We start from the raw sequence: 21,928 nt of genomic DNA on the forward strand, positions 1-21,928 counted from the left end.
CGTTTTATGAGTCTGACCCCAGCCGACACGACTTCCGCAGCATTGCCGCCCCTGGCCTCGCGCCAGGCGGCAAAATCGCAGGGCGCAACCACGCCCGGCGTCGGCACGTCCGGCAGCAACATCCCCGCAGTACCGCCAGCGCCCGCCTTGGGCGTGGCCTCCGTCAGCCACCTGGCCGACAAGCTGGCCGAATACCTGTCTCCCGCCGACCTGAAGAAAGTCAAGGAAGCCTACCGCTTCTCCGACGAAATGCACCTGGGCCAGATGCGCCGTTCGGGCGAGCCGTATATCTCGCATCCGATCGCCGTCGCGGAAATCTGCGCCGACTGGAAGCTCGACGCGCAAGCCATCATGGCCGCCCTGCTGCACGACGTCATGGAAGACCAGGACGTCAAGAAGGAAGAATTGATCGAGCGCTTCGGCGCGCCCGTGGCGCACCTGGTCGACGGCCTGTCGAAGCTGGAAAAGATCGAATTCCAGAGCCAGATCGAAGCGCAGGCGGAAAACTTCCGCAAGATGCTGCTGGCCATGGCGTCCGACGTGCGCGTGATCCTGATCAAGCTGGCCGACCGCCTGCACAATATGCGCACCCTGGACTTCATGACGGCGGCCAAAAAGCGCCGCATCGCCAGCGAGACCATGGAAGTGTACGTGCCGATCGCGCACCGCCTCGGCCTGAACAACATCTACCACGAGCTGCAGGATCTGTCGTTCTCGCACCTGTATCCGATGCGCTACCGCACCCTGGCGAAAGCCGTCAAGGCGGCGCGCGGCAACCGGCGCGAAGTGGTCAACAAGATCATGGAAGCCGTAAAAAGCACCTTGTCCATGGCCGAGCTTGATGCCGACGTCACGGGCCGCGAAAAGACCCTGTACGACATCTATAAAAAGATGCGCAGCAAGCACTTGTCGTTCTCGCAAGTGCTGGACGTGTACGGCTTCCGCGTGGTGGTGGGCAGTTTTGCCGACTGTTACGTGACCCTGGGCACCCTGCACAGCCTGTACAAGCCCATGCCGGGCAAGTTCAAGGATTACATCGCGATCCGCAAGCTGAACGGTTACCAGTCGCTGCACACGACCGTCATCGGCCCCTACGGCACGCCCGTCGAATTCCAGATCCGCACGCAGGAAATGCACCGCACGGCCGAATCGGGCGTGGCGGCGCACTGGCTGTACAAGAGCGGCGAATCGAACCCGTCCGACCTGCAGCAGCGCACGCATGCCTGGCTGCAATCCTTGCTCGACATCCAGCAGCAGACGGGCGACTCGGCCGAATTCCTCGAACACGTCAAGGTCGACCTGTTCCCCGATTCCGTCTATGTGTTTACGCCGAAGTCGAAGATCATCGCCCTGCCGCGCGGCGCCACGGCCATCGACTTCGCCTATTCGATCCATACGGGCATCGGCGACCAGACCGTGGCCGTCAAGATCAACAACGAAACCTCGCCCCTGCGCACCGAGCTGCACAATGGCGACATCGTGGAAATCATCACCGATTCCTCGTCGCGCCCCAGCCCGACCTGGCTGTCGTTCGTGCGCACAGGCAAGGCCCGTTCGGCCATCCGCCACCATTTGCGCACGATCAACCTGCCCGAATCGATCGCCCTGGGCCAGCAACTGCTGTCGCAGGCGCTGCACGCGCTGAACATCGACGCCGACCTGCAGGCGCCGCTGGTCGAACGCCTGCTCAACGAATCGAGCGCCAATTCCATGGACGAGCTGTACGCGGACATCGGCATCGGCAAGCGCATGGCCACCCTGGTGGCGCGCCACATCTTCGGTTTGATCGGCGGCGAAGCGGCCAGCATGCCCGTGGAACACAATAGCGGCAGCGAACTCGACCCCGTCACCATCTGCGGCAGCGAAGGCGTCTCCGTGCAACTGGCGCCGTGCTGCCTGCCGATTCCCGGCGACCAGATCATCGGCCAGTTGCGCCGCGATCAGGGCTTGCTCGTGCACACGAGCGACTGCTCGCAAGCGAAGCGCCAGCGCGCCAAGGAACCGGACCGCTGGATCGCCGTGCGCTGGGGAACGGAACTGAACCGCCGCTTCGACTGCCGCATCAAGGTGCTGATTAACAGCGAACGGGGTATTTTGGCGCGAGTCGCCGCCGAAATCGGCGAATCGGACGCCAACATCATCTACGTGGGCATGGACGAAGACAAGGACAACGTCCTCGACCAGCTGCGCTTCACCGTGCAAGTCAAGGACCGCGTCCACCTGGCCGCCCTGCTGCGCAATGTGCGCCGGGTCGCCGGGGTCAATAGGATATTGCGCGAGCGCAACTAGAAAACGGCTGGCCAGATTCTCTGCCCAGCCGTTTTTTCATGTGGTGCACATCAGTTCAAGTCTCCCCCGGCGCCGGATACGTCACTTCCAGCAATTCCAGTTCCTGCTCGCCCAGCGGCGTGTTGAGGGTGATCACGTCGCCTTCGCGCGCCTTGGTGATGGTGCGGGCCATGGGCGAGACCCAGCTGATCTTGCCGTTCAGGGGGTCGAATTCATCGATGCCGACGATGGTGATGGTGTGCGTTTCGCCGTCGCTCGTGCGGTAGGTGACCGTGGCGCCGAAAAACACCTGGTCGTTGCCATGGTGCACGCTGGGGTCGACGATGGCGGCCAGGTCCATGCGTTTCGTCAGGAAGCGGATGCGGCGGTCGATTTCGCGCAGGCGCCGCTTGCCGTAGATATAGTCGCCATTTTCCGAACGGTCGCCATTCGACGCCGCCCAATGCACGATGCGCACCACTTCCGGACGGTCGACGTCGATCAGCTGCAGCAGCTCATCCTTGATGCGCTGGTAACCGGCCGGCGTGATGTAGTTCTTGGCGCCGGCGGGAATGGCCAGCGCCAGCGCGGCCGCCTCTTCATCGTCGTCGTTGTCGGATTCTTTTACAAAGGCTTTATTCATCTGTCTATTGTAGCCCCGCCAGGGAGCCACGGGCACACGGGATGCGGGGGCAAACGGGCTTTTTTGACGTATCATCGTGGCAATCGCGGCAAACCTGCGCCGCACACGGAGACGGATGAAAAAATTCTACAGAGTCAGGCGCTGGCTGTTCGCGCCGCTGGTCTACCTGGCCGCCATCTTCCTGCTGATCGAGGAATGGCTGTGGGCGACCGGGGCACGCCTCATGCAGGTGATCGCGCAATTTCCGCCCCTGCATGCGCTGGAAGCGTGGATCAAGCGCCTGCCGCCGTACTGGGCGCTGGCCATCTTCGTGCTGCCGGCCGTACTGCTGTTCCCCGTCAAGCTGCTGGCCCTGCTGGCCATCGCGCGCGGCCATGCCTTTTCCGGCATCGGCGTGATCGTCATCGCCAAGCTGGGCGGCGCGGCCGCCGTGGCGCGCCTGTACAGCCTGACGCGTCCCACCCTGCTCAGTTTGCCATGGTTTGCCCGCTGGCATGGCCTGTTCATGGAAACCAAGGACCGCTGGATCGCCCGCCTGCGCGCCACGCGCCCCTGGCGCCGCGTCAGCCGCCTGTCGGCCGCGCTGGGCCGCGCCCGCCGTGCCTGGTGGCAACGCTTGCGCAAGGGTACGCCAGGACGCCATAATTCGCGCCCGGCCAGGGTGCTGCGCCGCTTCGCCGCCTTCTGGCGCGCCCGCCGCTGATGAAGAAAGGCCATTCCATGCACGACACTCCCCGCCTGGCCCCCGCCATGCGCGCGGCGCCGCCGGAAATCTACCTGTACGACGCGGCCAGCTTGCAATTGCTGGACGCCAACGATGCCGCCTGTGACAACTTGCAGTATGCGCGCAAGGAATTGCTGGCGATGACACCCTTCACCCTGGCGCCGCAGCTCGACGCGCAGCAACTGGCCGCCGTGCTGGCGACCCTGGACGACAGCATCGGTGCACAAGCCCTGCTGCACGTGCAGCAGCGCCGCCGCGACGGCAGCCTGTATTCGCTCAGCCTGCACCTGTCGCGCGCCAGCCGCCATGGACGCGCCCTGCTGCTGGCCGAGGGCGAAGACTTGCGCACGCCGCAGGCGACGGCCGCCGCCCTGGCGCAGGTGCAGTCGCGCTTCAACGCCATCGTCTCGAATACGCCGGGTCTCGTGTACCAGTTCTGCCTGCATGCGGATGGGCGCGCCGCCTTCCCCTACCTGAGCGATGGCTGCCAGGCCCTGCTGGGCCTGGGGCCGGCACAGCTGCACGCGCGCCCGGAACTGTTTTACCAGTTGATCCTCGCCGACGACCGCGCCTCGTATCTGGAATCGATGCAAGCGTCGAAAAACGCCTTGTGGAGCTGGAACTGGGAAGGTCGCATCTGGATCGATGCCTGGAAAGATGTCAAATGGATCAACCTGCGCTCCACGCCGCGCGCGCTGGCCGATGGCACGGTGCAGTGGGAAGGCATCATGACGAACATCACGGAAAGCCGGCTGGAACAGAGCGAAGTGCGCCAGTCGCGCGCCCGCCTGGCCGAGCTGACGGCGCATATCGACAAGGTCAAGGAACACGAACGCACGCGCCTGGCGCGCGAATTGCACGATGACCTGGGCGGCAATTTGACGGCGATCAAGATGGCGCTGGCCATGCTGGCGCGCCGCCTGCCGCCGGACGACCGGCAACTGCAGGAAAAGGCCGACTATGTCGATGCCCTGGTCGACCGCAGCATCGACGCCGTGCACCGCATTTCGCTGGACTTGCGCCCCTCCATGCTGGATCTGGGCCTGGTCGCCGCGCTGGACTGGCAAGTGAAGGAATTCGCGCGCCAGGCCGGCATCGAATGCCAGTTCATTTCGAACCGCCAGCACATCGAACTGGAGCTGGACCAGGCTACCAGCCTGTTCCGCATCGCCCAGGAAGCGCTGACGAATATCGCCAAGCATGCGCAGGCGAGCAAGGTCAGCGTGCGCCTGGCCCGGCAGCGCCAGCATCTGCGACTGACCATCGCCGACAATGGCGTCGGCATGCGCCTGTCCGACCGCGCCAAGCCGCAATCGTTCGGCATCCGCGGCATGGCCGAACGGGCCAGCGCGCTGGGCGGCACCCTGAGCCTGATGGACGGGCCGGACGGCGGCACCATCCTCAGCATAAAAATCCGGCTGACCACGCCGCGAGAGGCGATAATAGCGGCTGCAGCCAGTGCGCCCGCGCACAGCGGGCCGCCACCAGAAGCGGCCAGTGGGTGAATTAGATAGGAAACAACGCAGTCATGAAAGAAAAAGCCACCATCCGGGTATTCATCGCCGACGATCACGCGATCGTGCGCGAGGGCTTGAAGCAAATCCTCGCCGATACGAAGGACATCATCGTGGCCGGCGAGGCCGAAAATGGCCACGACGCCATCAAGCTGTTCCGCGGCTCGAAATGCCAGGTGTTGCTGCTCGACATCTCCCTGCCCGACCGCAGCGGCATCGAGGTACTCAAGCAGATCAAGAAGGAAAAGCCGGAACTGGCCGTGCTGATGCTCTCCATGCACCGCGAGGACCAGTACGCCATCCGTTCGCTCAAGGCGGGCGCGGCCGGCTACCTGACGAAACAGAGCGCGCCGCGCGAACTGGTCACGGCCATCCGCCAGGTGGCGCAAGGCTTGAAATACATCAGCGCCTCGCTGGCGCAGGAACTGGCCAACACGGTGGGCGACGACCACGAAACGGCCTTGCACGACACCTTGTCGGACCGCGAATACCAGACCCTGGTCATGATCGCCTCGGGCAAGGCCGTGGGCGCCATCGCCGAAGAGCTGAAATTGTCCGTGAAAACCGTCAGCGAATACCGCGCCCGCCTGCTCGTCAAGATGAAACTCAAGAACAGCGCCGAACTGACGCATTACGCCATCCGCAACCAGCTGGTGGATTGACGGCAAAGCGGCATGCCCGCTGGCATCGGGCGAATTGACAGGACTTCTCCTTGCTTCTCGCACAATAAGTTCTTTGCCAACTCGCATATCATGAGGATAATTAGAAATATCTAAAAAGGCTGTGCCTACATGTCCAGTAAATTGCCAACTTCACCAGCAAGCGCTCCCGCCGGCGCCACGAATACCGCCGCCGCTGCGGCGATGAACCCTGCCGATATCGCCCGCGAAGCGTTTCGCCGCCTGGCCACGCGCCGCATCGCCCCGACGCCGAGCGCCTACCGCGATATCTACAATGAAATCGCCGGCATCAGCGAACCGGCGGAGACGCCCGGCGCGCCCGCCGCGGTGCTGGCCGCCAGCGCACCCACGGAGAGCGGCGCGGAAAACGTCCTGACGCAGTTTGCCGCCAAGATGAGCGAATCGGCGGGCGAACTGGGCGACTTTGGCCGGCGTTTCCAGCGCGCCCTGAAAGCGCGCGACTGGGACAGCTATGCGCGCACCCTGGCGCAACTGGCGGAAAAACAGGTGAAGAAAGGCGGCGGCATCGAATTGCCGCCCCTGCCGGACGGCGAACAGACGCGCACACTGCGCGAGTTGCTCAGCCGCACCCTGGGCTTTGCCGTCGCCACCTTGCTGACGGGCACGCCCGCGCTGGTGGAAGAGGCCGAATCGCTGGGCGCGGCCATCAAGCTGGCCCATACGGAAGAAGCGCTGAACGAAGCGGCGCTGCGCCTGAAACAGCTGTGCTACCAGATCGAGCTGAAGAGCGGCGACACGGCCGAGCAGCAGGAATTGCTGCTGCGCCTGTTCAAGTTGCTGCTGGACAACGTCAGCCAGTTGCTCGACGACGACAGCTGGCTGCGCGGCCAGGTCGATGCCGTGCAAAACCTGATCGCCGGCCCGCTCGACCAGCGCGCGCTGGAAGACGCCACGCGCAGCCTGAAGGAAGTCATCTACAAGCAAGGCCAGCTCAAGCACAGCCTGTCCGACGTCAAGCTGACGGTCAAGAACATGATGATGACCTTCATCGACCGCCTGGGGCAAGTGGCGGCCAGCACGGGCGACTTCCATGAAAAGATCGGCGGCTATTCGGAAAAGATCAGCCAGGCGGAAAATATCAGCGAACTGAACAGCGTTCTCGACGAAGTCTTGCGCGAAACACGCATGGTGCAGAACGAAGCCTTGCGCGCACGCGACAAGATGGTGCTGGCGCGCCAGGAAGTGCAGGATGCGGAACAGCGCATCCACACCCTGGAAGCCAAGCTCCAGCATATGAGCGAACTGGTGCGGGAAGACCAGCTGACGGGCAGCCTGAACCGCCGTGGCCTGGACGACGTGTTCGAACGCGAGACGGCCCGCTCCGACCGCCGCGGCACGCCGCTGTGCATCGCCATGCTGGACCTGGACGATTTCAAGCGCCTGAACGACACCTACGGCCACCTTGCCGGCGATGCCGCCTTGAAACACCTGGTGAAGATCGTCAAGGAAACCCTGCGCTCGATGGACGTCATCGCCCGCTTCGGCGGCGAGGAATTCCTCATCCTGCTGCCGGAAACCACGGTCGAAGCCGCCTCGTCGACGATGACGCGCTTGCAGCGCGAGCTGACCCGGCATTTCTTCCTGCACGACAACGAAAAAGTCTTGATCACCTTTTCCGCCGGCGTGGCCCTGCGCCTGCCCAACGAAGACCAGGCCGAGCTGGTCAAGCGCGCCGACCGCGCCATGTACCAGGCCAAGCAGACGGGCAAGAACCGCGTGGTGGTGGCCGACTAAGCCCGGTCCGCTTCACGCCATGCCGTCCCGCCACCCGGCCGGACGGCATTTTTTATGGCAAGAACAATAACATTCATCGCCTTCCCGCCTTCCGCCGGCGTCCGCGCGGTATGAAAATAAAACTATTTTTACCCTCAAGTTTCTTTAAATCATGTCGTCTAGCGCGCGGCCGGCGGCAAACTGAAGGGCTAAAAATTAAAATTTAAAGCACTTTTCGCCATAAATTTTCCCGCAGAGCAACCGTTACCCTAAACAACAGCGGCTTGATTGTCCCGGAACAGCGGGGCAGGCCAAAGTGACTAGCACATAGCGCAATGTAGTACCTGTTTGGAGAATTATCATGGCTGCAGTAATTAATACCAACATCTCGTCCCTGAATTCGCAACGCAACCTGTCGACCTCGCAGTCGGCCCTGAGCACCTCGCTGCAACGCCTGTCCTCCGGCATGCGCATCAACAGCGCCAAGGATGACGCCGCAGGTCTGGCAATTTCCGACCGCATGACGTCGCAAATCCGCGGCATGACCCAAGCCACCCGCAATGCAAACGACGGCGTCTCGCTGGCCCAAACGGCTGAAGGCGCGTTGGCAAGCTCGGGCGACATCCTGCAACGTATCCGCGAACTGGCCGTGCAATCGTCGAACGCCACCAACTCGGCCAGCGACCGCCAGGCGCTGCAAACCGAGGTAGGCCAGCTGGGTTCGGAACTGAACCGCATCGCCACCACGACTTCGTTCAACGGCCAGGCGCTGCTGGACGGCACCATGGGTACGGCCAATTTCCAGGTCGGCGCAGATGCCAATCAGCTGATTTCCGCCAGCGGCGCGAACTTCCTGACCAGCACCTACGGCAATAACCGCGTGGAAAATGATGCGACCGCCGTCCTCGCCACCTCGGCAACGGCAACGGCAGGTTCGGTGGTCGTCGCCGGCGCACGCGGCACCTCCACCGTCACCACCAAAGCCAACGACAGCGCGCAAGCCATCGCCGCCAGCGTCAACAAGGTTAGCGCCGACACGGGCGTCACGGCAACGGCAAAAACCGCCACCAGCCTGAAACTCGGCTCCACCGAAGCGTACTCGTTCACCCTGGTGGGCGACAATACGGCCACCGGCAAGGAAGCGCAGATTTCCTTCTCGGTGGGCGCAGGCCAGTCGGCTTCGGACTATGCGGCAGGCATCAATGCAATCAATGCGCAAACGTCGAAAACCGGCATCACTGCCGAATACGATGCATCGACCAGCAGCATGAAACTGACGCATGCTGACGGCGCCGACATTGCCATCAAAAACACGGCAGCTGCCGGTAACACGGTGTTCAATATCGACTCCTACAAGGCCGACAAAACCTTGACGGGTTCCGCGTTCGACGCAAAAGCCAATAACGCGGTCGCCGTCGCCAACGGCACCGTTACCTACGATGCGCCGGGCAGCTTTGCCATCACCGACACGTCGGGCTTGAAAGCCACGAACAAGACATCGGACTTGAAATCGGTGGCTTCGCTGGACGTGACGTCGTTTGACGGCGCCCAGTTGGCACTGAAAATTGCCGATGCAGCACTGGCAACGGTGAACGGCCAACGCGCCCAGTACGGTGCTTTGCAATCGCGCTTCTCGTCGGCGATTTCCAACCTGCAATCGACCACGGAAAACCTGTCCGCATCGCGCAGCCGCATCGTCGATACCGACTTTGCATCGGAAACGGCCAACATGACCCGCGGCCAGATCCTGCAACAAGCTGGTACGGCCATGCTGGCACAAGCAAACTCGCTGCCAAACGGCGTCCTGAGCCTGCTGCGTGGCTAATCCCTGATTAGTATCGCAACAGCGTAGGACTCTGATTCCCCTGCCGGATTTTTTCGGCCGGGGAATTTTCACTAGGAGAGCACCATGACTATCGACACGATAGCGGCCGCCTCCGCGGCCAGGATAGACAAGAGTTATGTGTCTGCGGACACATCACCGGCCCGCCCGGCAGCGCCACGCGCCGCCACGGAAACCGACAAGGTTGCACCACAGCAAGCCAGCAAGGAACCCAGCCGCGAGCAGCTCGACAAGGCGGTATCGGAGCTGAACCAGTCGTCGCAGATGAAGACGCAAGGCCTGGAATTTTCCATCGATGAAGACAGCCAGCGCACGGTCGTCAAGGTCATCGACCAGGAAACCAAGGAAGTACTGCGCCAGATTCCCACCCGGGAAGCGCTGGAATTGGCCAAGACCTTTGACTCGGCCAAGGGTTCGCTGATCCGCCAAAGCGCCTGATGATGGCATGGCTCACGAACATGCGACATCGCGGCAGCAGGCATCAGCATGACCACGGGGTTCGGTAGCCTGGCTATCCGGCCCCGTTTTTTATTGCAACTCGTACAATATTTTCCTATCTCTTCCCCGCTTTTTTGCTCCCGCTGAAAACAGCACGGTAAATCCCCCTCTCAAGTCCTGATTGATTCTGCCGATAACAGCTTATATTAGCGTTTTCCTAGGAGTATTCAGTGGCCATCACACCTACCCTTTCATCCATAGGCATCGGCGCCGGCGCCAGCGGCCTGGATGTGAATGCCATCATCGACAAGCTGATGACGGCCGAAGCCGCGCCGCTGGGTACCTTTGACAAGAAAACGGCCTCGTACCAGGCCAAGCTCAGCGCGCTGGGCACGCTGAGCGGCGCCGTCAGCACTTTCCAGGGCTCGTTATCAGCGCTCACCAACTCAAGCAACTTCCGCGCCGTCAGCGCCACGCCGTCCGATCCGCTGGTGCTATCGGCCAGTGCCGGCGCCAAGGCCGTCGCCGGCAGCTATAACATCAATGTTTCCCAGCTAGCCCAGGCGCAGACGCTGACGTCGGGCGGCATGGCCAGCAAACTGTCGACCATCGGCAGCGGCGCCAAGACCACGATTTCCTTCCAGCTGGGCTCACTCGCCGGCGGCACCTTTGGCGTAACGGGCACGACACTGAGCGGCAGCACCCTGCTCACGGGCGTAAGCAACGGCTCGCTGATCATCAATGGCACGGCTATTCCGACGGACGCCAGTACCAAGAGCGCACGCGCGCTGGCGGACGCCATCAACGCCAAGAGCAGCACCACGGGTGTGACAGCCACGGCCCAGCCGACGGCCAGCAACGCCACCATGTTCAACGGTTTCGGCAATATCGAAACGGGCGCGGACGGCACCTACTCGCTGTCGATAGGCGGCATCGAGATCGTGACCCAGGGTAACGGCGTCGCCGCAGGCGCCGGCATTACGGCCGCGTCGCTCGACACGACGCTCGAAGGCCCGAATGCCGTCTCGAATGCACTGGCCGCCGCGAATATTACCGTCACCGGCAAGGCCGCCGACGGCACCCTGAAATTTACGCGCGCCGACGGCTCCAACCTCAACATCGAGGAAGTGGTGACGGGTTCGGTCAAGGGCGGCATCGGCCATGCATCGAACTCGGTCAATGACGGCTCGAACGTAACGATTGCCAGTTCGATTACCCTCGCCTCGGGCAACGCCAGTCCCATCGTCGTCGGGGGGAGCAATCCTGCCGCAGCAGGGCTGACCGCGGGCACGGGCGGCAGCTACATGAACACGAACTTTACCCAGGATGGCACGCAGGCGACGGGTTCGGTGGTGATCGATTCCACCAACAACAGCTTGCAAGGCATACGCGACGCCATCAATAACGCCGGCCTGGGCGTCACCGCCAGCATCGTTTCCGATGGCACGGACAAACCGTATCACCTGGTGCTCAGTTCGACCAAGACAGGCGCCAATTCGGCCATGAAGATTTCGCTCAGCGGCAGCGATGGCCAGCCCGCCGACAGCGCCCTGAACGACTTGCTGTCGTACGATGCGGGCGGCACGCAAAACCTCAAGCAGAACAGCGCGGCGCAAAACACCATGTTCAGCGTCAACGGCATCGCCATCACCAGCAGTTCGAACAACGTCGATACGGCCATCGAAGGCGTCACCTTGGGCATTACCAAGATAGGCACGTCCAGCCTGTCGGTGGCCAAGGATACAACGACGGTCAAGACCAGCATCACCGCCTTCGTCAAGGCCTACAACGAGCTGAACACTTCGATCGGCAAGATGACAGCCTACAATCCCGAAACCAAGACGGGAGGCATCTTGCTGGGAGATTCGACCGTTCAATCGATACAAAGCCAGTTGCGCCGGCAGCTGGGCGCACCGATTACCGGCTTGAGCAGCGGCATGAGCAATATGAGCCAGGTGGGTATTTCATTCCAAAAAGATGGCAGCCTGGCCTTGGATTCCAGCAAGCTTGACAAAGCCATCAGTACAAATTTCAATGATATCGCCGGTCTGTTTTCAGCCATCGGCAAGGCCAGCGACAGCAACGTCGCCTTCACCAGTTCGACGGCCGCCACGAAGCCCGGCACCTATGATCTGAGCATCACGACCATGGCCAGCCAGGGTTCGCTCACGTCCGACGGCGTGCTGGCAGCCAGCACCACGATTGCCAGCGACACTACCTGGAATATCACCCTCAACGATACGGATCCCAGCTCCGCCAAGAATACGGCCCAGGTGTCGATACCGGCGGGCACCTATACTCCAGCGCAGATGGCATCGCTGATACAATCGTCGATCAACGGGGTGAAGGCTTTCTCGGACATTGGCTCAACGGTCTCCGCTTCGATTGACGGCACCGGCAAACTGGTCCTGGTGTCGAGCCGCTATGGCTCGGTATCGAATCTGGCCTTGAGTAACGGCAAGGGGACCGGTATCGAGACCCTGTTTGGCACCGCCAAGCCCGTCAAGGGCGCGGACGTAGCCGGCACCCTTGGAGGGCAACCGGTCGTCGGTTCCGGCCAGAGCCTGACGGGCGCACCCGGTTCGCCAGCGGAAGGCTTGAAAATTGAAGTGACCGGCGGCACCACCGGTTCGCGCGGCACGGTCAGTTTCTCGCAAGGCTATGCCTATCAGTTGAACAACCTGGCCACGTCCTTCCTCGGCACAAAAGGCATGATCACCGGACGCACGAGCGGCATCAACGAAACCCTGAAGTCGATAGCGGCGCAGCGCGACAAGTTCAGCGAGAAGCTGACCGACATCGAAGCGCGTTACCGCGCGCAATACTCGCGCCTGGATGTGTCCCTGAATAAATTGCAGGGCATGCAAACCTATTTGACCCAGCAGCTGGCCGCCATCGCCGCCAACCGTTAAGCCCATTCATCAGGAGAATTACATGTTTGGAACCCAACAACGCGGCGTCAACGCCTATGCCAAGGTCGGTCTGGAAACGGGCATCGTTTCGGCCTCGCCGCACAAGCTGATCGTGATGCTGTACGACGGCGCCCTGGTGGCCGTGCTCAGCGCGCAGATGCACATGAAATCGGGCAATGTGCCGGAGAAAGGCAAGTCCATCTCGAAAGCCATCCAGATCATCGACAATGGCTTGCGCGCCAGCCTGGACAAGGAAGCGGGCGGCCAGATCGCCGAAGGCCTCGACGCCCTGTATGAATACATGAGTGCGCGCCTGCTGACGGCCAACCTGCACAACGATATTACCCTGCTGGAAGAAGTGCAGCGCTTGCTCACCGACTTGCGCGAAACCTGGAACGCCATCGGCGCCACCCCCGCCGCCATGCCTGGCGCCGATCTGAAACGTATGCCCAGCCTTGCGAGCGCCTGACCCATGATGACGAATCAAGAAGTCCTGACCACCTACGAAGCCATGCAGACCCTGACGGGCCAGATGGTGACCGCCGCCACCAACGCCGACTGGGATGCGCTCGAAGCGCTGGAACAGCGTATCAGCACGCATGTGGCCGCGCTGAAGGCGAATGAAGAAAAAGTCGTGCTGGAAAGCGCTGGCCGCCAGCGCAAGGTCGCCCTGATCAAGCAGATCCTGGAAGACGACCGCAAGATCCGCGACCTCACCATGCCGTGGATGGCGCAATTGTCCAAGCTGATCAGCAGCACCGGCACCGAGCGGCGCCTGGCAAACGCCTACGGCGCGTAAGCGCCCACGGGGCAAGGTCCGCTATCATGTTGCCGAAGATGGATGCGATCGGCATGACGCCCCTGACCCCGGTCAAGGCCACGCGGGTGGCCGACGCCGTCGCCGACCCGCGCCAGGCCGAGTTCCAGCGCTCGCTGCAGGGACTCATCGGCAAATCCATGCAGGGACAGGTGCTGGCCCGCATGGGCGACGGCAGCTTTCTCGTGCGCGTGGCCGGTACGCCGGCCCGCATGCAGCTGCCCGCCGGCGCCCAGCCTGGCACGGAAATCCCGCTGACCTTGATCGGCATCAATCCCCGCCCCTCTTTTCAAATCGACAATAACCGCGACCAGCCCGCCAGCGCCCTGCTGACGTATGCGGACGCGGAAGCCGAACCGGACGCCGCTGAAACGCGCGGCCCCCAGCCCGGCGCCGCCCAGGCGGGCATGCGCGCCAGCAGCACGGCCGCCACCCTGCTCAGCCGCGCGCCCCTGACGCCGGCCAATCTGTTGCCCGCCCTGGCGGGCGACACGCCCGCGCCCGAGCTGAGCACCACCGCGCGCGCCATCAGCACTGTGCTCAGCCAGGCGGAAAGCGTGCCCGGCGCGCCCCTGTCCCTGGTCGGCAAGACGCCGCTGATGACGACGCCGGGCGCAGCTCCGGCCCAAGTGGCGCAAAAACTGCAGGAGGCGGTGGGCAGCAGCGGCCTGTTCTATGAATCGCATGTGGCCGAATGGGCCGAAGGCAAGCGGCCGCTGGCGTCGCTGCTGCTGGAGCCGCAGATGCAGAAAGCCCCGCAAGGCGAGGCGGCCAGGACGGGGACCGACCTTGCCTCGGCGCAACTGATCAATTTGCAGCTGCATACGCACGAACAGGCGCGCGTGCAATGGCAGGGCGAAGCGTGGCCCGGCCAGAAGATGCAGTGGGATATCAGCAAGGATGCGCCGGAAGGACAGCAGCACGATGGGCGCGACGGCGACGAGGAAGCGACGGCCTGGCGCAGCAACGTGCGCTTCCAGTTTCCCCTGCTGGGCGACCTGGCCGCGCACGTGGTCTTGCAGGGCGGCCGCGTGGCCATCCAGCTGCAAGCGGGCAGCGAAGGCAGCGCCGACACCTTGCGCCAGCATGCGGCGGCGCTGGAAGCGTCGCTAGCCGCGGCCGGCTGGCCATTGACGTCGCTGACGATCGCCGGCAAGCCGGACGCCGCCGGGCCAACGGAAGCGGACGATGCTTGACGACACCAAGCGCAAGGTGCCGCAGACGGCCGTCGCGCTGGCCTACCAGAGCGGCGCGCCCGCACCCAAGGTGGTGGCCAAGGGCAGCGGCCTGATCGCGGACCAGATCATCAGCACGGCGCGCGAACACGGCGTCTTCGTGCATGAATCGAAGGAATTGGTGGCGTTGTTGATGGATGTCGACCTGGACCGCCAGATTCCGCCCGGCCTGTATCGGGCGATTGCGGAACTGCTGGCCTGGTTATATCATATTGAATCTGCGAATGGCGGGCCCATCCCGCCGCCGCCCGACACCAGCATCAACCTCACCGATACATAGACAGGCATCAATGCAAGCACATATTATGGATTCCGGCCTCGAAAACTGGCATGATTTTGAAGTGGAATCGCGGCGGGAAATCATCGCCTTGCTGCGCAGCATAGGCGAAAAGAACCAGCTGATCCGCATGCTGATCCACGGTGAATCCGATGTGTGCGTCACGTCCATCCTGGAAGTCGATGCCGACCACGATAGCGTCATCCTCGACCGTTCCGTGAACGCCGACCAGAACCGGCGCATGGTGGCCGCCAAGGGCATTTCGTTTGAAACCTCGCTCGACAAGATCCGCATCCTGTTTGCCAGCGCCCTGGTGGAAGAGTGCAATTACGGCGGCACGCCCGCCTTGAAAATTGCCATTCCAGAAACACTGATCCGTTTGCAGCGGCGCGAGTATTACCGCATGACTACGCCCGTGAGCAATCCCGTGCGCGTGGCGATTCCCCTGCCGCCCTCGCTGGGCGGCGCCGACACCCTGTTCCCGCTGGCCGACATCAGCTGCGGCGGCATCGCTATCCTCGACAATAAACTGATGCTGGGCGAAACCATCGGCAGGGACTATCCCGGCTGCCGCATCGACTTGCCCGACGTCGGCATCGTCACCGCGACCTTGCAAATTCGCAACTCGCTGGACATGACCTTGCTAAACAATAAGCTGAACCGCCGACTCGGCTGCCAATTCGTCGACCTGCCGCGCAGCATGCTGGCACACGTGCAGCGCTATATCACGCGCCTCGAACGAGAACGGAATGCGCGCATGGCTGGGCTGGGCTGATAACCCAAAACGAAAGCTGGGGTCAGACCCGGCGGGTCTGACCCCGGAATCTGCCGTTGGGGTAGCTAAAAATCAAACTTGCATATTCATGATTTCATGATATGCAGAAACTAATTTATTCCGCACCTGCACCGTCGCCTGGAATTCGATGCTCGACTTTTGCATCGACACCATCACGTCCGACAGGCTGACCTTTTCATCGCCCATGGTAAAGCGCTGGCCCAGCGCGGACGAGGCTTTTTGCGCGCCGCTCACGGAGTCGAGCGCGCTCTTGAAGGCATCGGCGAAATTCACCTTCGCCGCCGGCATCTCGGTCTGGATCGCCGGTATTTTCGCCTCCGGCCGCGTGGCCGCCGACTTCAGTTGCGCGATCATCGCCTCGATCCTGCTGCTATCGATACCGCCTGTTTTCACTTTGCCTCCCGATTCTGGTGTGCTTCGTAACTGTTCCATGCCTGTTGCACCCAGAGAACAAAACCCTGGCTTGCAAGGCAACGACGGGTACAATAACTTCCGTCACATGTTGCCAGGGTTCCACAATACCAGCGCCAACGCCAGCCGCTCGGCCGAGCAGGCGGCAAAAGCGCCTTCTATTTGGACGATTGAAGCACGTGACAGTGGCGGATAATTCTGCATATCGCCCAATCCTCCCGAGGAAGCGGCCCCCACGCACCACCCAATACACGTAAATACACCGCCCTGGAAGGCAATCATGGCTGTAGCCGAAGAAATCGATGTGAACCGCATACCGCCGGAACCGGCGCCTGCCCGCTCGCCCGTGGAGTCCGTACAAGCGTTCGCCAAGACGCCGATGGGCAAGAATTTCCTGCGCGGCCTGGGCGTGGCGGCACTGGTCGCCATCGGCGTGGCCCTGTACATGTGGAACCAGCCGCCCGAATACAAGGTCCTGTTTTCCAACTACACGGACCGCGACGGCGGCGCCATCACCGCATCGCTGGACCAGCTGGGCATCAAGCACAAGTTTTCCGAAGGCGGCGGCGCCATTCTCGTGCCATCCGAGCAAGTCCACGACGCGCGCCTGAAACTGGCCGCGCAAGGCTTGCCGAAGGGCGGCAACGTGGGTTTCGAGCTGATGGAAAACCAGAAGCTGGGCGTCTCGCAATTCCTGGAACAGGTCAATTTCCAGCGCGCACTGGAAGGCGAACTGGCGAAATCGATCGAATCGGTGTCCGCCGTCGACACGGCGCGCGTCCACCTGGCCCTGCCCAAACCATCCGTCTTCGTGCGCGAACAGCAAAAACCGACGGCTTCCGTGCTGCTGAACCTGCACCCGGGCCGCGGCCTGGACCAGCTGCAGGTGAGCGCCATCGTGCACCTGGTGGCGTCCAGCGTACCGGAATTGCTGCCAATCAATGTCACCGTGGTGGACCAGGCCGGCACCCTGCTGTCGAACCAGGAAAAGGACAAGGACCGTGCCAACGGCATCAAGAGCCTGGACCCGAACCAGCTGAAGTACGTGCAGCAATTGCAGCAAAGCGTGATCAAGCAGGTCGAGTCGATCCTGCTGCCCATCGTCGGCGAAGGCAATGTGCGCGCCGAAGCGACGGCCGATGTTGATTTTTCGCAAAGCGAGCAGGCAGCCGAAACCTACAAGCCGAATTCCCCGCCGGAAGCGTCCACCATCCGCAGCCAGCAGACGAGCGAATCGACGGGCGCCGGCAATGCCAACCCGTCCGGCGTGCCGGGCGCGCTGTCGAACCAGCCGCCAGGCGTGGCCACGGCGCCATTGACGGCCGAGGCGCCGGGCGCCCCGGGCGGCGCGCCGACGGCGCCGACACAGAAGGAATCGACGACGAATTATGAAGTCGACAAGACCGTGCGCTACGAACAGAAATCCATGGGCGGCCTGCGCCGCCTGTCGGTGGCCGTCGTCGTCAACTACCGCCGCAGCTTCGACAAGGATGGCAAGGTCACGGTCAAGCCGATTTCCCCAGCAGAAATGATCCAGATCAATAACCTGGTCAAGGAAGCGATGGGCTACAACAAGGAGCGCGGCGACAGCTTCAGCGTGGCCAACTCGCCCTTCGACGGCATCGACCGCGCGCCGGAAGGCAAGCTGGAGTGGTGGCGCGACCCGGCCAACTTGCCGCTGGCCAAGGAACTGGCGAAATTCCTCATCACGGCCCTGATCCTGCTGTATATCTTCATCAAGATCGTGCGCCCGATGCTGCGCCCGGTCATGCGCAAGATCGACGATTTCGGCGCCCCGCCGCCCGTCATCGAGCCGGAACTGAGCAAGGACGGCGAAGAAAACGAAGTCCTGCTCAGCGAAGCGGAGCTGGAAGAACTGGAAGAAGATACGGCCCGCGGTTATCGCGAAAACCTGGCGATGGCCCGGAAACTGGCGCAGGAAGACCCGCGCGTCGTGGCCAACGTAATCAAAGCATGGATAGGCAATAATGACTGAGACAACGGGACTGCAAAAAGCATCGATCCTGATGCTGGCACTGGGCGAGAGCGAAGCGGCCGAGGTCATGAAATTCCTCGGGCCGCGCGAAGTGCTGAAACTGGGCGCCGCCATGGCCACAATGAAGGGCATCGCGCACGACCAGGTGGTCGAGGTGCTCGACGACTTCCGCGCACAGACGGAACTCAATTCCACCGTCGGCCTCGATTCGGACGAATACATCCGCCAGGTGCTGACCAAGGCGCTGGGCGACGACAAGGCATCCGTGCTGCTGTCGCGCATCCTGGGCGGCAAGGATGCGTCCGGCATCGAATCGCTGAAGTGGATGGATTCGCAATCCGTGTCCGAGCTGATCCGCAACGAGCACCCGCAGATCATCGCCACCATCCTCGTCCACCTGGAACGCGACCAGGCCTGCGAAATCCTCGGCCACTTTACCGACCGCCTGCGCAACGACGTGGTCTTGCGCATCGCCACCCTGGACGGCGTGCAGCCGGCCGCCTTGCGCGAACTCAACGACGTGCTGACGAAACTGCTGTCCGGTAACGAAAACATCAAGAAATCGTCGCTGGGCGGCGTGCGCGCGGCGGCCGAGATCCTGAACTTCATGAGCGGCGAGCAAGAAGGCTCCGTCATGGACAATATCAAGAATTACGACAATGACATGGCGCAAAAGATCATGGACGAAATGTTCGTGTTCGACAACGTGATCGATATCGACGACCGCGGCATCCAGCTGCTGCTGCGCGAAGTGCAGTCGGAAATGCTGATCATCGCCCTGAAAGGCGCCTCGCAAGAGCTGCGCGACAAGATCTTCAAGAACATGTCGCAGCGCGCCGGCGAGATGATGCGCGAAGACCTGGAGTCGAAAGGCCCCGTGCGCCTGTCGGAGGTGGAATCGCAGCAGAAACAGATCCTGCAGATCGTGCGCCGCCTGGCGGACGAGGGGCAGATTGTCTTAGGCGGAAAAGGCGAGGATTCGTTTGTCTAGTTTAATTCCCAAAGAGCAGCAAACCGCCTACCAGCGCTGGGAAATGACCTCGTTTGGCGACGAGCGTCCCAGCGTGGTGGCGGCGCGCAAGCTGCTGGAACCGGATCCCGAGCCCGAAATCGATCCGGAAGCCGATCCCTACGGCGAGCTGCACCAGGAAGAACTGGCCCCGCCGCTGGAATACCCGACGCAGGAAGAACTCGACGCCATCCGCGAGGAAGCGCGCGCCACGGCCTTCGACGAAGGCCGCGCGGCCGGCTATGCGGAAGGCCATGCGGCCGGGCATGCCGATGGCCATGCGCAATCGTATGCGGAAGGCAAGGCGGCGTCCGCCGTGGAACTGGCGCATTTGCAAACCATCGCCGTCGACTTCGGCACGGCCGTGCACCAGGCCGACGAGCTGATCGCCAATGACGTGATGGAACTGGCCTTGCAGCTGGCCAAGGGCATGCTGAAGACGGCCCTGCCCGTGCGCCCCGAGCTGATGCTGCCGATGGTGCGCGAAGCCATCGAATACTTGCCTGTACTGCAACAACCAGCCTTGCTGATGCTCAACCCGGACGATGCGCAAGTGGTGCGCGACGGCATCGGCGATGAGCTCGACAAGGGCGGCTGGCGCGTCATCGAAGACCCGTCCGTGGAACGTGGCGGTTGCAAGATCGACACAGCCAGCAACCAGATCGATGCGCAGACGTCCACCCGCTGGCACCGCCTGACGCATGCGCTGGGCAAAGACCTGGACTGGCTGGCGCCGTGAGCGAGCCCGTCAAAGGCCCTGCTGCCCATGCGGCGCGCTGGCGCGCCTACCTGAGCGACTGTACGGCCGTGGTCGGCTTTGTCGAACCGATGCAGATTTCAGGCCGCGTCACGCGCGTGGCCGGCCTGGTGATGGAAGCCGTGGGCCTGCGCCTGGCCGTCGGCGCCGCCTGCACCGTGCCGCTGCCGAATGGCGGCCGGGTCGAGGCAGAAGTGGTCGGTTTTGAAGGCGAACGCCTGTTTTTGATGCCGCAAAGCGACGTCGAGGGCATCGTGCCCGGCACGCGCGTGTTTTCCGTCGAACCGGCCATTCCCCGTCCCGGCAGCGTGGCGCACCCGCGCCGCCGCCCCAGCGACCGCGCGCGCCACCTGCCCGTGGGTCCGCAACTGCTGGGCCGCGTGCTCGACGGCGCGGGCCGCCCGCTCGACCAGCTGGGCCCGCTGCACACGACGGACAGCGCCCCCATCAATGTACGCCCCGCCAATCCCCTGGGCCGCGCCCCCATCGTCGATACCCTCGACGTGGGCGTGCGCTCGATCAACGCCATGCTGACCGTGGGGCGCGGCCAGCGCATGGGCCTGTTCGCCGGTTCCGGCGTGGGCAAGAGCGTGCTGCTGGGCATGATGGCCCGCTACACGGAGGCGGATGTGATCGTCGTCGGCCTGATCGGCGAACGGGGACGCGAAGTAAAAGAATTCATCGAACAGATCCTCGGACCCGAAGGCCTGGCCCGCTCCGTCGTCGTGGCCGCACCGGCCGACACGCCGCCGCTGATGCGCCTGCAAGGGGCCGCGTATGCGACGGCGATTGCCGAACACTTCCGCGACCAGGGGCAAAACGTGCTGCTGATCATGGATTCGCTGACCCGCTACGCCATGGCGCAGCGCGAAATCGCCCTGGCCATCGGCGAACCGCCCGCCACCAAGGGCTATCCGCCGTCCGTCTTCGCCAAGCTGCCCGTGCTGGTGGAGCGGGCCGGCAATGGCGAGGAAGGCGGCGGCTCGATCACGGCCTTCTACACCGTGCTGACCGAGGGCGACGACCAGCAAGACCCGATCGCCGACTCGGCGCGCGCGATTCTCGACGGCCATATCGTGCTGAACCGCCGCCTGGCCGAAGCGGGCCATTATCCCGCCATCGACATCGAGCAATCGATTTCGCGCGCCGCCCACTCGATTACCACGCATGAACACCAGCAGCAGGCGCGCAAGCTGAAACAGCTGTATTCGCGCTATGAACGCAGCCGCGACCTGATCAGCGTGGGCGCCTACAGTGCCGGCACCGACCCCGTACTGGACCAGGCCATCGCCCTGCATGAAAAGATCGAGGCGTTTTTGCAACAGCAAATCACGGAGCGGGTCAGCATGGACGAGAGCTTGGGGCAACTTACCGCTCTATTCGACTGATTAGGGCTTGCATAGCGGGAATATAATCAGCCATGGCTTCTCCTTCCCAACTTGCAACCCTGATCGACCTTGCCCAGCGCGAAACGGATGACTGCGCCAAGCGCCTGGGCGCGGCCCTGAAAGCGCTCGACGATTGCCGCCAGAAGCTCGACATGCTGTCCGGCTACCGCGACGACTACGCCAAGCGCTTCGAGACAAGCATGAGCAGCGGCATTACGCCCATGGCTTACCGCAACTTCCAGGCCTTCATGGTCAAGCTTGACAGCGCCATCCTGGGCCAGCAGCAGGTAGTCGAGCATGCGCAGGCGCGCAGCGACAATGAAAAGATGCGCTGGCAGCTGGCCGAACGCAAGCGCATGTCGTACACCACCCTGAACAACCGGGCGCAGGAACAGGCGCTGAAGCTGGAAAACAAACGCGACCAGAAAGCAATGGATGAGCACGCGGCGCGACAAGCCTATTACAAACGCTAAGCAACACTGAGGC

21 protein-coding genes are annotated in these 21,928 nt (G+C 62.8%); 19 read left to right on the forward strand and 2 right to left on the reverse strand.

All coding sequences use genetic code 11. From position 1 onward, the window contains the following. Positions 1 to 6: 6 nt before the first annotated feature. Positions 7 to 2,289: a bifunctional (p)ppGpp synthetase/guanosine-3',5'-bis(diphosphate) 3'-pyrophosphohydrolase gene (locus tag OX460_RS10890; protein ID WP_099666876.1), complete on the forward strand. Its 2,283-nt coding sequence runs from the start codon at positions 7 to 9 to the stop codon at positions 2,287 to 2,289. Positions 2,290 to 2,344: 55 nt separating this feature from the next. Here OX460_RS10890 and greB read toward each other — a convergent pair whose 3' ends face one another. Continuing rightward, a complete protein-coding gene (greB, locus tag OX460_RS10895; protein WP_289898644.1) occupies positions 2,345 to 2,911 on the reverse strand; it encodes a transcription elongation factor GreB in 567 nt (188 codons plus the stop codon). 115 nt (positions 2,912 to 3,026) lie between these two features. Here greB and OX460_RS10900 point away from each other — a divergent pair, with 115 nt between their 5' ends. From OX460_RS10900 to OX460_RS10955, 12 genes are all read left to right on the forward strand, one after another. Next, entirely contained in the window at positions 3,027 to 3,614 is a 588-nt protein-coding gene (locus OX460_RS10900; RefSeq protein ID WP_289898645.1) for a hypothetical protein, read from the forward strand. Between the two features lie 17 nt (positions 3,615 to 3,631). Then, positions 3,632 to 5,140, forward strand: coding sequence for a PAS domain-containing sensor histidine kinase (locus OX460_RS10905; RefSeq protein ID WP_289898646.1), 1,509 nt, complete (start codon positions 3,632 to 3,634; stop codon positions 5,138 to 5,140). 23 nt (positions 5,141 to 5,163) lie between these two features. Beyond that, positions 5,164 to 5,811: a response regulator transcription factor gene (locus OX460_RS10910; RefSeq protein ID WP_077407788.1), complete on the forward strand. Its 648-nt coding sequence runs from the start codon at positions 5,164 to 5,166 to the stop codon at positions 5,809 to 5,811. Between the two features lie 201 nt (positions 5,812 to 6,012). Then, positions 6,013 to 7,584, forward strand: a complete 1,572-nt coding sequence (locus tag OX460_RS10915) for a GGDEF domain-containing protein (protein WP_077407790.1) — start codon at positions 6,013 to 6,015, stop codon at positions 7,582 to 7,584. Positions 7,585 to 7,924: 340 nt separating this feature from the next. Next, positions 7,925 to 9,388 carry a flagellin gene (locus OX460_RS10920; protein WP_289898647.1) on the forward strand — a complete coding sequence of 488 codons (1,464 nt, stop codon included), beginning with the start codon at positions 7,925 to 7,927 and terminating at the stop codon, positions 9,386 to 9,388. 84 nt (positions 9,389 to 9,472) lie between these two features. Further along, on the forward strand, positions 9,473 to 9,844 hold the full coding sequence (locus OX460_RS10925; protein ID WP_099666874.1) for a flagellar protein FlaG: 372 nt from the start codon (positions 9,473 to 9,475) through the stop codon (positions 9,842 to 9,844). A 230-nt stretch (positions 9,845 to 10,074) separates the two neighbouring features. Further along, positions 10,075 to 12,756 (forward strand): flagellar filament capping protein FliD, encoded by a 2,682-nt coding sequence (fliD, locus tag OX460_RS10930; RefSeq protein ID WP_289898648.1) that lies wholly within the window; start codon positions 10,075 to 10,077, stop codon positions 12,754 to 12,756. 22 nt (positions 12,757 to 12,778) lie between these two features. After that, positions 12,779 to 13,225: a flagellar export chaperone FliS gene (fliS, locus tag OX460_RS10935; RefSeq protein ID WP_077407797.1), complete on the forward strand. Its 447-nt coding sequence runs from the start codon at positions 12,779 to 12,781 to the stop codon at positions 13,223 to 13,225. Between the two features lie 3 nt (positions 13,226 to 13,228). After that, positions 13,229 to 13,555, forward strand: coding sequence for a flagellar protein FliT (locus tag OX460_RS10940; protein ID WP_099377935.1), 327 nt, complete (start codon positions 13,229 to 13,231; stop codon positions 13,553 to 13,555). A gap of 26 nt (positions 13,556 to 13,581) precedes the next feature. Next, a complete protein-coding gene (locus OX460_RS10945) occupies positions 13,582 to 14,769 on the forward strand; it encodes a flagellar hook-length control protein FliK (RefSeq protein WP_289898649.1) in 1,188 nt (395 codons plus the stop codon). Beyond that, positions 14,762 to 15,088, forward strand: coding sequence for an EscU/YscU/HrcU family type III secretion system export apparatus switch protein (locus OX460_RS10950; protein WP_099666872.1), 327 nt, complete (start codon positions 14,762 to 14,764; stop codon positions 15,086 to 15,088). Before OX460_RS10945 ends, OX460_RS10950 begins: the two co-directional genes overlap by 8 nt. A gap of 25 nt (positions 15,089 to 15,113) precedes the next feature. Beyond that, the gene (locus tag OX460_RS10955; RefSeq protein WP_099666871.1) at positions 15,114 to 15,860 is read left to right on the forward strand and encodes a flagellar brake protein; all 747 of its coding nucleotides are present in this window, start codon (positions 15,114 to 15,116) and stop codon (positions 15,858 to 15,860) included. A 72-nt stretch (positions 15,861 to 15,932) separates the two neighbouring features. Here OX460_RS10955 and fliE read toward each other — a convergent pair whose 3' ends face one another. Further along, positions 15,933 to 16,235 carry a flagellar hook-basal body complex protein FliE gene (fliE, locus tag OX460_RS10960; RefSeq protein ID WP_230539976.1) on the reverse strand — a complete coding sequence of 101 codons (303 nt, stop codon included), beginning with the start codon at positions 16,233 to 16,235 and terminating at the stop codon, positions 15,933 to 15,935. Between fliE and OX460_RS10965 the strand changes: the two genes are divergently transcribed. The 6 genes from OX460_RS10965 (at position 16,132) to fliJ (ending at position 21,915) form a co-directional block, all read left to right on the forward strand. After that, positions 16,132 to 16,488: a hypothetical protein gene (locus OX460_RS10965; RefSeq protein ID WP_253192922.1), complete on the forward strand. Its 357-nt coding sequence runs from the start codon at positions 16,132 to 16,134 to the stop codon at positions 16,486 to 16,488. The two genes, fliE and OX460_RS10965, sit on opposite strands and share 104 nt — an antisense overlap. An 84-nt stretch (positions 16,489 to 16,572) precedes the next feature. Next, positions 16,573 to 18,288 (forward strand): flagellar basal-body MS-ring/collar protein FliF, encoded by a 1,716-nt coding sequence (gene fliF, locus OX460_RS10970; protein WP_251350721.1) that lies wholly within the window; start codon positions 16,573 to 16,575, stop codon positions 18,286 to 18,288. Further along, positions 18,281 to 19,279: a flagellar motor switch protein FliG gene (gene fliG / locus OX460_RS10975; protein ID WP_077407811.1), complete on the forward strand. Its 999-nt coding sequence runs from the start codon at positions 18,281 to 18,283 to the stop codon at positions 19,277 to 19,279. The genes fliF and fliG overlap by 8 nt, the downstream gene beginning before the upstream one ends. 43 nt (positions 19,280 to 19,322) lie before the next feature. Next, positions 19,323 to 20,036 carry a flagellar assembly protein FliH gene (locus OX460_RS10980; protein ID WP_099666869.1) on the forward strand — a complete coding sequence of 238 codons (714 nt, stop codon included), beginning with the start codon at positions 19,323 to 19,325 and terminating at the stop codon, positions 20,034 to 20,036. 89 nt (positions 20,037 to 20,125) lie between these two features. Then, a complete protein-coding gene (gene fliI / locus OX460_RS10985) occupies positions 20,126 to 21,442 on the forward strand; it encodes a flagellar protein export ATPase FliI (protein WP_233516143.1) in 1,317 nt (438 codons plus the stop codon). Positions 21,443 to 21,474: 32 nt separating this feature from the next. Continuing rightward, positions 21,475 to 21,915 carry a flagellar export protein FliJ gene (fliJ, locus tag OX460_RS10990; RefSeq protein ID WP_077407817.1) on the forward strand — a complete coding sequence of 147 codons (441 nt, stop codon included), beginning with the start codon at positions 21,475 to 21,477 and terminating at the stop codon, positions 21,913 to 21,915. Positions 21,916 to 21,928 lie beyond the last annotated feature (13 nt).

This window comes from Janthinobacterium sp. SUN033 (assembly GCF_030397595.1).
Lineage (GTDB): Bacteria > Pseudomonadota > Gammaproteobacteria > Burkholderiales > Burkholderiaceae_D > Janthinobacterium > Janthinobacterium kumbetense.

Coding starts and splice junctions, on each gene's coding strand:
- fliF (WP_251350721.1), top strand. CDS start 16,573: ATGGCTGTAGCCGAAGAAATCGATGTGAACCGCATACCGCCGGAACCG.
- OX460_RS10950 (WP_099666872.1), top strand. CDS start 14,762: ATGCTTGACGACACCAAGCGCAAGGTGCCGCAGACGGCCGTCGCGCTG.
- fliS (WP_077407797.1), top strand. CDS start 12,779: ATGTTTGGAACCCAACAACGCGGCGTCAACGCCTATGCCAAGGTCGGT.
- greB (WP_289898644.1), bottom strand. CDS start 2,911: ATGAATAAAGCCTTTGTAAAAGAATCCGACAACGACGACGATGAAGAG.
- fliJ (WP_077407817.1), top strand. CDS start 21,475: ATGGCTTCTCCTTCCCAACTTGCAACCCTGATCGACCTTGCCCAGCGC.
- OX460_RS10955 (WP_099666871.1), top strand. CDS start 15,114: ATGGATTCCGGCCTCGAAAACTGGCATGATTTTGAAGTGGAATCGCGG.
- fliI (WP_233516143.1), top strand. CDS start 20,126: ATGCAGATTTCAGGCCGCGTCACGCGCGTGGCCGGCCTGGTGATGGAA.
- OX460_RS10915 (WP_077407790.1), top strand. CDS start 6,013: ATGAACCCTGCCGATATCGCCCGCGAAGCGTTTCGCCGCCTGGCCACG.
- OX460_RS10940 (WP_099377935.1), top strand. CDS start 13,229: ATGATGACGAATCAAGAAGTCCTGACCACCTACGAAGCCATGCAGACC.
- OX460_RS10925 (WP_099666874.1), top strand. CDS start 9,473: ATGACTATCGACACGATAGCGGCCGCCTCCGCGGCCAGGATAGACAAG.
- OX460_RS10905 (WP_289898646.1), top strand. CDS start 3,632: ATGCACGACACTCCCCGCCTGGCCCCCGCCATGCGCGCGGCGCCGCCG.
- OX460_RS10945 (WP_289898649.1), top strand. CDS start 13,582: ATGTTGCCGAAGATGGATGCGATCGGCATGACGCCCCTGACCCCGGTC.
- fliE (WP_230539976.1), bottom strand. CDS start 16,235: ATGATCGCGCAACTGAAGTCGGCGGCCACGCGGCCGGAGGCGAAAATA.
- OX460_RS10920 (WP_289898647.1), top strand. CDS start 7,925: ATGGCTGCAGTAATTAATACCAACATCTCGTCCCTGAATTCGCAACGC.
- OX460_RS10890 (WP_099666876.1), top strand. CDS start 7: ATGAGTCTGACCCCAGCCGACACGACTTCCGCAGCATTGCCGCCCCTG.
- OX460_RS10980 (WP_099666869.1), top strand. CDS start 19,323: ATGACCTCGTTTGGCGACGAGCGTCCCAGCGTGGTGGCGGCGCGCAAG.
- OX460_RS10900 (WP_289898645.1), top strand. CDS start 3,027: ATGAAAAAATTCTACAGAGTCAGGCGCTGGCTGTTCGCGCCGCTGGTC.
- OX460_RS10910 (WP_077407788.1), top strand. CDS start 5,164: ATGAAAGAAAAAGCCACCATCCGGGTATTCATCGCCGACGATCACGCG.
- fliG (WP_077407811.1), top strand. CDS start 18,281: ATGACTGAGACAACGGGACTGCAAAAAGCATCGATCCTGATGCTGGCA.